Origin of the sequence: Microvirga arsenatis (genome assembly GCF_009910705.1) — a bacterium.
In the GTDB taxonomy this organism is placed as follows: Bacteria; Pseudomonadota; Alphaproteobacteria; order Rhizobiales; family Beijerinckiaceae; genus Microvirga; species Microvirga arsenatis.
Genome location: NZ_JAAAXJ010000012.1, coordinates 17,407 through 30,642, shown reverse-complemented (window position 1 = coordinate 30,642; position 13,236 = coordinate 17,407). Strand labels below are relative to the sequence as shown.

General features: G+C 66.9%; 11 protein-coding genes. 5 read left to right on the top strand and 6 right to left on the bottom strand.

Features of this window, described 5'->3' with window-relative positions:
- Positions 1 to 75: 75 nt before the first annotated feature.
- A complete protein-coding gene (locus tag GR303_RS18330) occupies positions 76 to 675 on the top strand; it encodes a superoxide dismutase (RefSeq protein ID WP_161723137.1) in 600 nt (199 codons plus the stop codon).
- Positions 676 to 904: 229 nt separating this feature from the next.
- Here the strand turns inward: GR303_RS18330 and GR303_RS18325 are convergent, their stop codons facing one another.
- Positions 905 to 1,750, bottom strand: coding sequence for a ChbG/HpnK family deacetylase (locus GR303_RS18325; protein ID WP_161723136.1), 846 nt, complete (start codon positions 1,748 to 1,750; stop codon positions 905 to 907).
- Between the two features lie 66 nt (positions 1,751 to 1,816).
- Between GR303_RS18325 and GR303_RS18320 the strand changes: the two genes are divergently transcribed.
- Together GR303_RS18320 and murJ are read left to right on the top strand one after the other, a co-directional pair.
- Positions 1,817 to 2,833: a glycosyltransferase family 2 protein gene (locus tag GR303_RS18320; RefSeq protein ID WP_161723135.1), complete on the top strand. Its 1,017-nt coding sequence runs from the start codon at positions 1,817 to 1,819 to the stop codon at positions 2,831 to 2,833.
- Between the two features lie 3 nt (positions 2,834 to 2,836).
- Complete coding sequence (gene murJ, locus GR303_RS18315; RefSeq protein WP_161723134.1) at positions 2,837 to 4,363, top strand: murein biosynthesis integral membrane protein MurJ; 1,527 nt, start codon at positions 2,837 to 2,839, stop codon at positions 4,361 to 4,363.
- Here murJ and GR303_RS18310 read toward each other — a convergent pair.
- The 3 genes from GR303_RS18310 to GR303_RS18300 all read right to left on the bottom strand — a co-directional run bounded on the left by GR303_RS18310 (position 4,344) and on the right by GR303_RS18300 (position 7,445).
- Entirely contained in the window at positions 4,344 to 5,516 is a 1,173-nt protein-coding gene (locus GR303_RS18310) for an adenylate/guanylate cyclase domain-containing protein (protein ID WP_161723133.1), read from the bottom strand. The two genes, murJ and GR303_RS18310, sit on opposite strands and share 20 nt — an antisense overlap.
- Before the next feature lie 54 nt (positions 5,517 to 5,570).
- Positions 5,571 to 6,290: a DUF1194 domain-containing protein gene (locus GR303_RS18305; protein ID WP_161723132.1), complete on the bottom strand. Its 720-nt coding sequence runs from the start codon at positions 6,288 to 6,290 to the stop codon at positions 5,571 to 5,573.
- Between the two features lie 279 nt (positions 6,291 to 6,569).
- Complete coding sequence (locus tag GR303_RS18300) at positions 6,570 to 7,445, bottom strand: branched-chain amino acid aminotransferase (protein ID WP_343038440.1); 876 nt, start codon at positions 7,443 to 7,445, stop codon at positions 6,570 to 6,572.
- A gap of 167 nt (positions 7,446 to 7,612) precedes the next feature.
- On the opposite strand from GR303_RS18300, the gene GR303_RS18295 reads away from it, so the two are divergent.
- Positions 7,613 to 8,290, top strand: coding sequence for a haloacid dehalogenase type II (locus GR303_RS18295; RefSeq protein WP_161723130.1), 678 nt, complete (start codon positions 7,613 to 7,615; stop codon positions 8,288 to 8,290).
- A 100-nt stretch (positions 8,291 to 8,390) separates the two neighbouring features.
- On the opposite strand, the gene GR303_RS18290 is transcribed toward GR303_RS18295, so the two are convergent.
- Positions 8,391 to 9,773: a M20/M25/M40 family metallo-hydrolase gene (locus GR303_RS18290; protein WP_161723129.1), complete on the bottom strand. Its 1,383-nt coding sequence runs from the start codon at positions 9,771 to 9,773 to the stop codon at positions 8,391 to 8,393.
- Between the two features lie 316 nt (positions 9,774 to 10,089).
- The gene (locus tag GR303_RS18285; RefSeq protein ID WP_161723128.1) at positions 10,090 to 11,628 is read right to left on the bottom strand and encodes a helicase HerA-like domain-containing protein; all 1,539 of its coding nucleotides are present in this window, start codon (positions 11,626 to 11,628) and stop codon (positions 10,090 to 10,092) included.
- A 123-nt stretch (positions 11,629 to 11,751) separates the two neighbouring features.
- On the opposite strand from GR303_RS18285, the gene GR303_RS18280 reads away from it, so the two are divergent.
- Positions 11,752 to 12,132, top strand: coding sequence for a DUF2267 domain-containing protein (locus tag GR303_RS18280; protein WP_161723127.1), 381 nt, complete (start codon positions 11,752 to 11,754; stop codon positions 12,130 to 12,132).
- The last annotated feature ends 1,104 nt before the right edge of the window (positions 12,133 to 13,236 follow it).

Below are 13,236 nucleotides of genomic sequence, written 5' to 3'. Positions count from 1 at the left end.
ATCGGATGGGTCCCGGAAGTGCACATCCACTTTCGGGTCCGATGCTCAGGGTCGCTCAATCCAAAGGAGACGCTGATGTCGTTCACTCTGCCCGAACTGCCCTACGCCCATGACGCCCTGCAGCCCTACATGTCGCGCGAAACCTTGGAGTTTCATCACGACAAGCACCATGCGGCCTACGTGAACACCGGCAACAACCTGCTGAAAGGCACCGAATTCGAGGGCAAGAGCGTCGAGGAGGTCGTGAAGGGCTCCTATGGCAAGAACCAAGCCCTCTTCAACAATGCGGGACAGCATTACAACCACATCCATTTCTGGATGTGGATGAAGCCCAACGGCGGCGGCGCCCTGCCCGGCAAGCTGGAGAAGAAGATCATCGAAGACCTGGGCTCGGTCGACAAGATGCGGGAAGACTTCATCCAGGCCGGCGTCAGCCAGTTCGGCTCCGGCTGGGCCTGGCTCGCGGTCAAGGACGGCAAGATCACCGTCATGAAGACCCCGAACGGCGAGAACCCGCTGGTGCACGGCGCTCAGCCGATCCTGGGCTGCGACGTGTGGGAGCACTCCTACTACATCGATTACCGCAACCGCCGTCCCGACTACCTCAAGGCCTTCCTCGACAACCTGGTGAACTGGGAGCATGTCGAGGAGATGTTCGAACAGGCGATGAAGTAAGCGCGACAACGCTGCGTCGGACGGGCCTCCTCGGAGGCCCGTTTCGTTTCATACGCGCCGCTGTCATTCCCTGAGGGACGCGCCGGCGCAGGGGAAGCCATCACTCAGTGCGTATGACTGGATCCCCTTCCCGGTCCTTCGGACCGCCGGGGATGACACCAGCACATCATGAAGCGCGGGGCCTTTCGAACCGAGATCATCGGCACCTGGCTGCCGATGACTCAGGTTTTCAGGCGATCGCGCTTGCAAGCCGCAATCCCCGGCTCTCCATCATCGCTGGAAAAGCGTTCGACATCAAAAATTCCAGCTCCGCCAGCCGGCTCTCGACGGCCGGATCGAGGGCGCGCAGTTCCTCGTCCACATGGCCGGGATGGCACATGACCACGGGCCGGAGGCCGAGGTGCGAGAACGCCTCCGCGAACACGCGCTCCGCCGGCACCGAGAGATCGAGCGGCGCGAAGCCCGAAAAGCCCTCGTTGGTGGCGAACCCTGCCCTGTGCGCAGACTTCGCGAAGCCACGGGCAAGGGTTTTGACCACCAGGGCCTTTTTGCGCCCGATGGGGCGGCGCAGGATCGCGGACCATCGGTCCGAAGGATCGCGCAGCCACACGCGACCGGCATGCCCCCTCTCCGTCAGAACCCGGATCAAGGCCTGCCGAATCCCCGGCAGCACATGCACATGCTGGTGGCCGTCCACGAAGGCGGGAGCCTCGCCGTGCGCCTCCGTGAAGGCATCGAGCTGGCGGCCGATCTCCCGCGCAATCTCGGCGGCGGGAAGCCGGCGCCTCAAGGCCATCGGCAGCAGGTCTCCCAAGGCCGGGAAGAGGCCCGAAGGAGCGAGGTTCGGCATGGGCCCGAGGGGCGCTCCCGCGGTCAGGTTGAGATGCAGGCCGACCGCGATCCGGCCCCTGAGCGGCCTGAGATCCGGCGCGGCCCGGCGCCATCCGGGCATGTTGGTCATGGCTCCCGTCGCCGAGAGGCGGCCCCGCTCCGCCAGTTCCACTATGCCCCGGCTCACCCCGTCGGCGAGGCCGAAATCGTCGGCGCAGAGGATGACGTTGCGTGAAAAGCTCATGAATGTCCTGAAAACGGTTCTGCCGCACCCTAATGCTCTTGAGCAAAGGCGCAAACTCGGCTCTTGATGCGGCCCGACAATCAAGGGTGTTCTCCAGTGGCGTCGCCGAAGCTCAGCGTCATCATCCCGGTCCACAACGAGGGCGCGAACATCGCCCCCCTCTGCGAGCGCCTGCTCCCGGTGCTCGACCGGATCGCCTCCGCCTGGGAGGTGGTCTTCGTCGACGACGGCAGCCAGGACGATACCCTGGAGCGCATCCGGGAGATCGGCCGCCGGGAGCCGCGGATCGGGGCCGTCTCCTTCAGCCGCAACTTCGGCAAGGAGATCGCCATCGCGGCGGGGCTCGACCACGCCCGCGGCGACGCGGTGGTGATCATGGACGCCGACCTCCAGCACCCGCCGGAGGTGATCGAGACTTTCGTGGAGCGCTGGCGCGAGGGTTACCTCATGGTCTACGGCCAGCGCACGGACCGGACCGGGGAGACACGGGTGAAGCGCGGCTTCGCCCAGCTCTTCTACAAGCTGTTCGCCCGCTTCGGCGAGATCCCCCTGCCGGAAGGCGCGGGCGATTTCCGGCTCATCGACCGAAAGGGGGTCGAGGTGCTGAGAACCTTGGGCGAGAAGGCGCGCTTCTCGAAGGGCCTCTACGCCTGGATCGGCTTCAAGGCCACCGGCGTGCCCTTCGTGGTGGAGGAGCGCCGCTTCGGCACAACCAAGTGGAGCTTCCGCAAGCTCTTCCGCTTCGCCTTCGACGGCATGGCCGCCTTCTCCACGGTGCCCCTGCGGATCTGGACCTATATCGGCTTCGTCGTGTCCTTCCTGGCAATCGCCACGGCCCTGTTCTTCCTGGTGCGCACGCTCCTGTTCGGCACGGACCTTCCCGGCTTCCCGAGCCTCATCGTCTCGATCATGTTCTTTTCCGGCATCCAGCTCATGTCCCTCGGCATCGTCGGCGAATATGTCGGGCGCATCTTCGCGGAGGTGAAGCGCCGTCCGCTCTATGTGGTGGCCGAGCGGATCGGCGGTGCGGCGGAGGTGTCGAACGATCTCGTTCCCGACGCCTCCCGCATGCGGCGGGCCTGAGCCATGCTCCGCAAGATTCTCTCCGTCGGCGGCTGGACGCTCCTGTCGCGCCTCACCGGCTTCATCCGCGACGTGGTGATCGCAGCCGTCATGGGCGTGGGCGTCGTCGCGGACGCCTTCGTGGTCGCCTCGCGCATCCCCAACCATTTCCGGGCGATCTTCAGCGAGGGCGCCTTCAACAGCGCCTTCCTGCCGACCTATGCAGGCGTGCTCGAGAAGGAGGGCGCAGCCCCCGCCCGCTCCTTTGCCAGCCGCATCAGCACCCTCATGCTGATCGTGCAGGTGGCGCTGCTGGTGCTGGCGCTCGTCGCCATGCCGGCGGTGGTGACGCTGCTCGCCCCCGGCTTCTCGGACGAGCCACAGAAATTCGAGCTTGCGGTGACGCTCACCCGCATCACCTTCCCCTATCTGCTCTTCGTCACCCTGGTGACGATCCTCTCGGCGATCCTCAACGCCCATGAGCGCTTCGCCGCCGCGGCGGCGGCGCCCGTGCTGCTCAACGTCTCCATCGTGGCGGCCCTCGCGGTGGCCTTCCTGTTCCCGAGTGCGGGCCATGCCGCCGCCTGGGGCGTCACGGCGGCGGGCGTGCTCGAGCTGGTGCTGGTCTGGGTGGCGGCCCGGCGCCTCGGCGTCGCGCCGCGGCTGGAGGCCCCGCGCTTCGATCCGGCCATGAGGCGCTTCTTCAAGGTGCTGGGGCCGGCCGTGATCGGCTCGGCGGGCGTGCAACTCGCCATGTTCGCCGATACGATCATCGCATCCTTCCTGCCCACCGGCGCCGTGGCCTCGCTCTATTATGCGGACCGCATCTACCAGCTGCCGCTCGGCGTGATCGGCATCGCGGCGGGAACCGTGCTGCTGCCCGAGATGAGCCGCCGCATCGCCGCGGGCGACGAGACCGGCGCCCATGGCGCGCAGAACCGCGCCGTGGGTCTGACCCTGGCGCTTGCCGCGCCCTTCGTCGTCGCCTTCCTCACCCTGCCCGACCTCATCATGGCGGCCCTGTTCCAGCGCGGCGCCTTCGATGCCGCCGCCGCCGCACGCTCCGGCGCGGTGCTGGCGGCCTATGCGGTCGGCCTCCCCGCCGCCGTTCTCATCCGGTCCGCGGTGGCGAGCTTCTATGCCCGCTCCGATACGGTGACGCCGCTCGTCGCCTCGCTGACGGCAGTGGCCGTCAACGTGGCCCTCAAGATCGTGCTGACGGGTCCATTGGGCGTGGTGGGCCTCGCGCTCGCCACCGCCATCGGCATCTGGGTCAATCTCGGTCTTCTCGTCGTTCTCGCCATGCGCCGGCACTGGATGGCGCCGGGCGGGACGTTGGGGCGGATCGCTGCCGCCGTCGGCGTGGCGAGCCTGCTGCTGGCGGCCTTCGCCTGGTTCGCGCCCGTTCCGCTCGGGGCGTGGGTTGCCCGCCTCCCCGCCTGGCGCAGCGAGATCCTGCTCGCGATCCTGGGCGCCGCCGGTGCGCTGATCTATGGCGGCACGCTGCTGGCAGGCCTGAAGGTGCTCGGCGTCAGGCTGTCCAGGCGCTGACGGGCGCGAGGGTGAACAGCTCCCGCTCCGCGGCGATGCCCCGCAGCCGGTGACGGCCGAGGGAGCGCACGGGAACCGGGCTTGCGGCGGCGACACGGTCGGACAGGATGACCGAGCAGTCGAGGCTGCTGCAGAGCGCCTCCATGCGGCTCGCCTCGTTGACGGCAGGCCCGATCACGGTGAAGTCGAGGCGCCCGGCGGCGCCGATATTGCCGTAGAACACATCGCCGCAATGGAGCGCGATGTCGAGGCTGAGCGGCGTCTCGTGCTGGCGGTTGACCGCCTCGTTGCGCTCGAGCGCCGCCTGCGCGGCCCGGATCGCCGCCGCACAGGCGCTCTCGTGCGACCGCTCCTCCGTGATCGGGAAAGCGGCCAGGAGGCCGTCGCCCAAGAACTTGAGCACCTCGCCGCCCTGCTCCGCCACCGGATCCGCCATCGCCTCCAGGTGCCGGTCGAGCCGGGCGATCAGGTCGGGGCCCGCCGTGTCGGCCAGGGTGGTGAAGCCCCTCAGATCGGCGAAGAGCAAAGCCGCCTCGATGGTCGTGCCGGAGCCGCGGCGGATCTCGCCTCTGAGCACCCGCCGACCCGCGGAGAGGCCCACATAGGTGTCGAGCATCGCGACCGTGAGGTCGAACAGGGTCATGCGATAGGCCGCCAGCCCCAGGAGCGGCAGGAGCCCGTCGATGCGGGCGATCTCCTCCGGCCTGAAGCCCTCGGGACGGCTGGTGGAGAAGGAGGCCCCAAAACCCCGCAGGTCCGGAGCGCTGGCGTTGCCGAAGCTGAACAGACGGGCTAGGTAGTCGGTCCCGCCGAGGCGTCGTATGTCCTCGAACACGCCGAATCGGTCCGCATCGGGGCCGTAAACGTGCCAGTGGCAGCTCTCCTGCTCGGTGCGCATCATGTAGGCGAAGGGGCTAAGCTCGAAGGCATCCGCGTTGCGCTCGTGCGAGACCCCTTCCACGACGGTGCCGGCGGAGCGGGTCCACACATGGGTATAGACGCGGATCGTCGGATTGACGGTCGGCAGGGCGATATAGGCCCGGACCAGGGGAATGCCTTCCCCGGCCAGCCGCTCGGCGAACCCTGAGAGCAGGGAGGCCATGTCCGACCCGCGCAGGCCCTGTTCGATGATCCAGTCTTCGAGATTCGTCATGGTGGGCAGTCTAGCATCCCCGTTGGGAATGTCCCGATGGCGACGGCCTCCGGGTCAGCGGCTGGCGTGCCGGGTGGCTCCGCCCGTTCCGGCGATCTCGGTGAGGAGCTTGCGGCGCGCCGCCACGGCGAAGGGCTGCGTCTCGTCGGCGATCTCCACGAAGGAGCCCGGACCGCCGATGACGCTCTGGCCGTAGTAATCCTCCAGCGGCATGCCGCCGGGGCCGCCCGGCCGGCCGCTGCCGGGGCGACGGATGGCGAGCGCGTTGATGGTGTAGCCCTTGGCCAACGCCTCCGCCCTCACCTGCTCCAGGGGCCGGCCACCCATGTTCGGCCCGTCGCCGGAGACGTCGATGACCCTGCGCGTGCCCTCGTGGGCGTTGCCCTCCACGAGGCGCATGGAGAAGTCGATGGCGTTCGAGATGGAATTGTACCCGGAGGCTCCGCGCGGGGCGCCCATGAGCTTGTCGGCGAAGACCCGGGCGCTGGCCTCGTCCCGGATCACGTGCCAGTCGACGATGAGCACCTGGGAGCTGGGCCCGCCCCATTCCATGAAGGCCACCGCGATGGCGCCGACGGGCCCGTCCTTCACGGCGTTCAGCACGTCGGCGCTCGTGAGCGCGTCCGCCCAGCCCTTCCGCTGGAGCCGCAGCTCCTGGTCGTCGATGGAGCCCGATCCGTCCGCCGCGAAGACGAGCTCGAGATCGACGGATTCCGCCGCGGCCTGAGCCGTCAGGAGACCGAAGACGAAGAGGCTTTTCAGGACCAGGCGCATGAAGGGCTCCGTCGCACGACGCACTGCCGGAGCCATGTAGGGCATGCGGCCGGCGGGGCGCCCGCCCGCCGATCACAAGTTCGTTGGAGCTTCGGGTTATTCGCCTGAAGGTTATGTTAGCGCCGCTCGCACCTTCCACAAACCTCATCCTGAGGAGGCGCGAAGCGCCGTCTCGAAGGAGGTTCTAGAGAGCACTGGATCCTCCTTCGGGACGCAGACTGCGTCTGCTCCTCAGGATGAGGGATGAGGCAGGAATAGCGCGAATTATCTAGGCAAGCGTCAAGCCGCCTTGCCGACCGCCTTGTCGTGGGCGAAGGCCCAGTAGAGCTCGCGGGCGCGGCGGTAGAGCGGGCCGGGCTGGAGATCGCGGCTGTCGATGCGCAGCACCGGCATGACCTTCGAGTAGTTGCCCGAGATGAAGATCTCGTCGGCCCCTGCGAAATCCTCGTAGCGCAGGGTGGTCTCGACCACCTCGACGCCGTCGTCGCGCAGGAGCTGGATCACGCGCTGGCGGGTGATGCCATTGAGGAACGTGCCATTCGGGAAGGGCGTGAAGACCACCCCGTCCCTGGCCATGAACACGTTGGAGGTGCCGGTCTCGGCCACGTTGCCCAGAGCATCGCAGACGAGGGCGTTGTCAAAACCCTTTTCCTTCGCCTCTCGCAGCACGCGGGCATTGTTGGGGTAGAGGCATCCGGCCTTCGAGTCGGTGGGCATGGATTCGAGGGTGGGACGGCGGAAGCTCGACTTCATCACCGAGAGCCCGCCCGGCACCGGCATCGGCGCCTCGAAGAGCGAGAGGCAGAACTGGGTCGATTCCGGATCGGGCGCGATGGTGGCCAGGCCCTCGGCCTCGCCCCAGTACATGGGCTTCACGTAGAGCGCCGTGCCGGGAGCAAACTTCTTCACGCCCTCGCGGACGAGATCCGCGATGGCCTGGGGCTCCATGGTGGGCTTGAGGCCGATGGTCAGCGCCGAGCGGTTCACGCGCTCGCAGTGCCGGTCGAGATCGGGCGCCACGCCCTCGAACACGCGGGCGCCGTCGAACACCGACGAGCCGAGCCAGGATACATGGGAGCGCGGCCCGATCAGGGCGGGATTCCCCTCGTGCCAAGCGCCGTTGAACCAGTTCCAGGTCTGCGAATACCAAGCCACGTGCCTATCCTCATGGGTCAGAGAGCCTGCCCTATCGAAACGCCTGTGCCTCCCACCGTCAATCGTCCGGGCCTGCGCAGGAGCATAAAGACTTGTGATGGGTTCCATGAGAGAGGCTGATCGTTGGCCGGATTGCCAAGACCGTTTCCGAGTGAGACGCTGACTGCATGACCGGACCCGCCCTCGTTCCCGCCCACGCCAAGGCCGTGATCTTCGATGCCTATGGAACCCTGTTCGACGTGCATTCGGCCGTGGGCCGCCACATGGCCCGGGTCGGACCGGATGCGGCGCGGTTCTCCGAGATCTGGCGCGCGAAGCAGCTCGAATATTCCTGGGTGCTGTCGCTCGCCGGGCGCTATGAGCCGTTCTGGACCTTGACGGAACGGGCCCTGGACCATGCCTTCGCGCGCTTTCCCGATGTGGACCCCTCCATCCGGCCCCTCCTGCTCGAGGCCTACCGCACCCTCGATGCCTATCCGGAGGTCGGTGAGACCTTGAGCGCCCTTCGGGCACGGGGCCTGCGCACCGGCATCCTGTCGAATGGCGATCCGGGCATGCTGAACGCCGCCGTGGCATCGGCCGGCCTCGCCGATGCGCTCGACGCGGTTCTCTCGGTCGATGAGGCACGGGTCTTCAAGACGAGCCCGCGAACCTACGATCTCGTGCTGCAGGCCCTGTCCGTCACCGCAGACGAGGTCGTCTTCGTCTCGTCCAACCGCTGGGACATCGCAGGCGCGGCCGCGTTCGGGTTCACGCCAATCTGGGTGAATCGACTAGGCCTGCCGGACGAGTACGCGGAGCTTGCTCCGAGCGCGGTGATCGCATCGCTCGACAAACTGGTTTGAGACTGCGTCATGGCCGGGCTTGTCCCGGCCATCCACGTCTTCCGTGGTAAAACGTGAATGCCCGCAACAAGTGCGGGCATGACGTCGAGAAGATACGTCTTTACTCCGCCAAGGCGGCCAGGATCCGCGCCCAGGAGCGGGTGCCCTTGTGGAAGCTCTTGAGGTCGTACTTCTCGTTCGGCGAATGGATGCGGTCGTCGTCGAGGCCGAAGCCGACGAAGAGCGTGTCCATGCCGAGCGTGCGCTTGAAATCGCCGCCGACCGGGATCGAGCCGCCCATGCCGATGACGATCGGGTCCTTCTGCCACTCGTCGTGAAGCGCCGAGCGCGCCGCGGTGATCGCCGGAAAGTCGTGCGGCAGGGCGAGAGCCCGAGAGCCCTTGTGATGGATGAACTCCACCGAGCAGTCGGCGGGAATGCGCTCGCGCACGAAAGCTTCGAAGTTCTGCGAGATCCTGGCGGGATCCTGATCGCCCACGAGGCGGAACGAGACCTTGCAGCGTGCTTCCGCCGCGATCACGGTCTTGGTGCCCTCGCCCGTATAGCCGCCGATGATGCCGTTCACGTCGCAGGTCGGGCGCGACTGGATCTGCTCGATGAGCATGCGGCCCTTCTCGCCGGCGGAGTGCTTCAGGCCCACTTGGCCGAGGAACTCCTCCTCGGTGAGGTTCAAGCCCCTCCACTGCTCCAGCACCTGCGTGGGCGTCTCGTGCACGCCGTCGTAGAAGCCTGGAATGGTGATACGGCCGTTGTCGTCGTGAATGGCCGCGATGATCTTGGAGAGCACGTGGATCGGGTTGCGCGCCGCGCCGCCGAAGGTGCCGGAATGCAGGTCGCGGTCGGCGCAGCGGACGATGATCTCCTCATAGACCATGCCGCGCAGGGACGAGGTGATGCCGGGGGTGTTCTGGTCCCACATGCCGGTGTCGCAGACGAGGGCCACGTCCGCCTTCAGCTCGTCCTTGTTGGCCTCGATGAATTCCGGGAGAAACTTCGAGCCGTCCTCCTCCGCGCCCTCCACCAGGAACGTGATGCTGATCGGCAGGGAGCCCGTCTCCGCCTTCCAGGCCCGGCAGGCCTCGAAGAAGGTCATCACCTGCCCCTTGTCGTCGGAGGAGCCGCGGGCGCTGATGGCCTTGCGGCCGTCGGGCAGCGTGATCATGCGCGGCTCGAAGGGCGGCGCCTCCCACAGTTCCAGCGGATCGACGGGCTGGACGTCGTAATGCCCGTAGAAGAGCACATGCAGCTTGCCGTCGCTCTTGGCGTGCCCGACCACGGCCGGGTGCCCGCCCGTCTCGCGCAAGGACGCCTCGATGCCGATGCTCCTGAGTTCATCGACGAGCCACTGGCCGGCCCTGCGGCAATGGTCCTTGTAGGCGGGATCGGTGGAGATGGAGGGGATCTTGAGCCACTGGAACAGCCGCTCCAGGGAGGAATCGAGGTCGGAGTCGATGCGCTGCAGTACCTGGTCGAGATGGGACATGATGGTCCTGTTTTGAAATGTGAGGCGGCGACAAGGTGCATAGAACGGCGGGGAGCCGCAAGGGGCATTCCCCAAAACCGTCATCCCGGGCGGAGCGCAGCGGAGATCCGGGATCGTGTGCAGGATGTAGCACTGGTCTCCCTCTCCCTGAGGGAGAGGGTTGGGGTGAGGGGTTACAGGTTGATCCGGAGAGGACTCCAACCCCTCACCCGGACCTCCGGTCCGACCTCTCCCACCGGGAGAGGTGAAGGGAGCCATTCTCGTCCAATGATCCCGGGTTCTACTGCGCAGCCCCCGGGATGACTACCGAGAAAGACTACCGCCTCAGCAGCCCGCCCAGGGTGCCCCGCACGATGGCGCGGCCGATGGAGCTGCCCTGGCGGCCGCCGATGGACTTGCCGATCTCGGCCGCGAGGTTGCCGACCGTCTGGTTGACCACCGTGCGGGTGACCTCGCGCACCACCTTCTGGCCGACCGTCATGGAGCCCTTGCGCTGCGTGCCGCCGCCGAAGAGGCCGCCCAGCATGTCGAGGAGGCCGCCTCCCCCTTCCGCTGCCTTTGCCTCGGTGGCCGCCTGCTCGGCGCGCTTGGCGAGCATCTCGTAGGCGGATTCCACGTCGACCGGCTGGTCGTATTTTCCCTTCATGGGGCTCGAGGCGATGATCTGCTGGCGTGCGGTCAGCTCGATGGGCCCCACCTGCGCCATGGGCGGCGCGACGAGGGTGCGCTCCACCATGGAGGGCGCACCCTTGCCTTCCAGGGTCGAGACCAGCGCCTCGCCGACGCCGAGCTCGGTGATGGCCTTTTCCGTGTCGAAGGCAGGATTCTCCCGGAAGGATTGCGCCGCCGCCCGCACCGCCTTCTGCTCGCGCGGCGTATAGGCGCGCAGGGCATGCTGGATCCGGTTGCCGAGCTGCGCCAGCACCGTTTCGGGAATGTCCATCGGGTTCTGCGTGATGAAGTAGACGCCGACGCCCTTGGAGCGGATGAGCCGCACCACGCGCTCGACGGTTTCGACGAGGGCCTTCGGCGCATCGTTGAAGAGCAGGTGTGCCTCGTCGAAGAAGAACACCATCTTGGGCTGGTCGAGATCGCCCACCTCGGGCAGCTCCTCGAACAGCTCCGACATGAGCCAGAGCAGGAAGGTGGCATAGAGGCGCGGATTGCTCATGAGCTTGTCCGCCGCCAGGATGTTGACGATGCCGCGCCCGTCGCGGTCCGTGCGCATCAGGTCCTTGATGTCCAGCGCCGGCTCGCCCAGGAACTCGTCGCCCTGCTGGTTCTCCAGCACGAGAAGCTGGCGCTGGATCGTGCCGATGGTCGCCTTCGACACGTTGCCGTAGGTGGTGGTGAGCTGGCTGGCATTGTCCGAGATGAGCTGCAGCAGCGCGCGCAGATCCTTCAGGTCGAGCAGAAGCAGCCCCTGCTCGTCGGCGATGCGGAAGGCGATGTTGAGCACGCCCTCCTGCGTGTCGTTGAGATCGAGAAGGCGCGAGAGCAGCAGCGGTCCCATCTCCGAGACTGTCGCCCGCACCCGGTGCCCCTGCTCGCCGAACAGGTCCCAGAACACCACCGGGAACTTGTCCGGCGCGTATTCGACGCCGATGTCCTTGGCGCGTTTGACGAGCGGCTCCTTGCCGTTGCCGGGCGCCGCCATGCCGGAGAGATCGCCCTTGATGTCGGCCGCGAAGACCGGAACGCCCGCGTTGGAGAAGCCCTCCGCCAGCACCTGAAGGGAGACGGTCTTGCCGGTTCCCGTCGCGCCGGTGATGAGGCCGTGGCGGTTGGCGAGCCTCAGATCCAGATATTCCGGCTTCGTGCTTTTGCCGATGAAGATCTTCCCGTCCTGCAGCATCGCGTTCCTCCAGAATCCCTTTAAGGATCTTAGAAGCGCCTCGGCGAGTTTCCACCCTTGGTTTCTTGACTTGATGGTTTAGATGTAAACTATCCGCATGTTCAAAGCCCAGGAGAATCCCAGATGGAAGAGCTCATCGCCCGCGTGACGCAGAAGACCGGCCTCGACGCAGCCACGGCCCGCAAGGCCATCGGCCTGATTCTCGGCCACCTTCAGAAGGAGGGGCCGCAGACCGAGGTCAACCAGCTCATCGCCGCCCTGCCGGGCGCACAGGACGCCATCGAGCAGTCGAAGACGGGCGCCAGCGGCGGCATCATGGGCATGGTGGGCTCCATGGGCGGCGGCGTGATGGCGCTCGGCGGCCAGCTCATGGGCATCGGCGTGTCCATGGGCCAGATGCAGCCGCTGGGCAAGGAGCTCTTCGCCTATGGCCGCGAGAAGGCGGGCGAGGACGTGATGGGCCCCATCGTCGGCTCGATCCCGGGCCTCTCGCAGTTCGTCTGATCGCAAGGATCGCAACGCGTCTTCCCGGCGAAGCGCAGCGGAGATCCGGGATCGTTGGACGAGCGTGGCTCGCTAACTCTCCTCCCCCACAAGCCTCGGGCTTGCCCGAGACTCGTCTTTGGTCTGCCGCAAGTCGGGAACGCCCGGCTTGCGGTGGAGAGGAGGTGGAGGTGGGGGTGTGAGCGATCACCTCAGAAGCTCTGGCACCTGTTCACCTCTCCCTGAGGGAGAGGTCGGACCGTCAGGTCCGGGTGAGGGGTTAGTGTCCTCTCCGGAGACCGCTCTCCCCCTCACCCTCGCGTTCGCTCGACCTCTCCCCGCCGGGGAGAGGTGATCGGAGCCACGATCTTGAAAGGGTAGCGCCGGCACCCTGACCCTCCCCACAGGGGGGAGGGAAAGAGCGCCTCATGGGTCATGCGATCCCGGATCGGCTTCGCCGTCCGGGATGACGCAGGTGGTGAGTCTTTCAAAGATCCAGCGCCTTCGGGCCCGCAGCGTGAGCTGCGAGCCGTCAGGGTTGCTCGAGGGTGGCGCTTGGGGCAGCCCGGCTCGATGGGTGATGGTGGTGAGTGTGAGAGCCAAGCTGCTCGTCACGCGCGGTTCTTTTCAGGCGGACCTGGAACAAGCCAGGATCGGCCTCCCGCGACCACAGGCGTGCGAGACCTGCGGCGGGACCGCGCCCCGTCCCGCATCTGCGACGCCTCGCGAGCGCGCCCCTCACCGGACGAGGATGAGCCATGATATAGCCCAGCTTAGAGCAACTGTCAAGAACAAAGTGAGAACATTGCACCCGCACCTCGCCCTCTCCCTCTCCCCGCAGCGGGAGAGGGTGGCCCTCGCGTCAGCGAGGGTCGGGAGAGGGGCCGTGTTCACCCAGTGCTCCCCCTCTCCCGGCTCGCTCCGCTCGCCACCCTCCCCCGCAAAGGGGGGAGGGAATACCGCCTCTCCTGCACGCGATCTGGATTGGGAGAGGGTTCACGCGTCAAGCCATGGCGGGCTCGTCCCGGCCATTCATGCTTTCCAGCATCCACATCCTGAGGGGCCTCACGCGACCTCCTCGGAGACTGGCTCCTCAGGATGATGCGTGTGAGGTAGGAAGCGACG

Excerpts from the sequence above, each read along its gene's own strand:
- GR303_RS18290 (WP_161723129.1), bottom strand. The coding sequence starts at position 9,773 with ATGTCCCATCTCGACCAGGTACTGCAGCGCATCGACTCCGACCTCGAT.
- GR303_RS18280 (WP_161723127.1), top strand. The coding sequence starts at position 11,752 with ATGGAAGAGCTCATCGCCCGCGTGACGCAGAAGACCGGCCTCGACGCA.
- GR303_RS18320 (WP_161723135.1), top strand. The coding sequence starts at position 1,817 with ATGCGGCCCGACAATCAAGGGTGTTCTCCAGTGGCGTCGCCGAAGCTC.
- GR303_RS18305 (WP_161723132.1), bottom strand. The coding sequence starts at position 6,290 with ATGCGCCTGGTCCTGAAAAGCCTCTTCGTCTTCGGTCTCCTGACGGCT.
- GR303_RS18295 (WP_161723130.1), top strand. The coding sequence starts at position 7,613 with ATGACCGGACCCGCCCTCGTTCCCGCCCACGCCAAGGCCGTGATCTTC.
- GR303_RS18310 (WP_161723133.1), bottom strand. The coding sequence starts at position 5,516 with ATGACGAATCTCGAAGACTGGATCATCGAACAGGGCCTGCGCGGGTCG.
- GR303_RS18330 (WP_161723137.1), top strand. The coding sequence starts at position 76 with ATGTCGTTCACTCTGCCCGAACTGCCCTACGCCCATGACGCCCTGCAG.
- murJ (WP_161723134.1), top strand. The coding sequence starts at position 2,837 with ATGCTCCGCAAGATTCTCTCCGTCGGCGGCTGGACGCTCCTGTCGCGC.
- GR303_RS18285 (WP_161723128.1), bottom strand. The coding sequence starts at position 11,628 with ATGCTGCAGGACGGGAAGATCTTCATCGGCAAAAGCACGAAGCCGGAA.
- GR303_RS18325 (WP_161723136.1), bottom strand. The coding sequence starts at position 1,750 with ATGAGCTTTTCACGCAACGTCATCCTCTGCGCCGACGATTTCGGCCTC.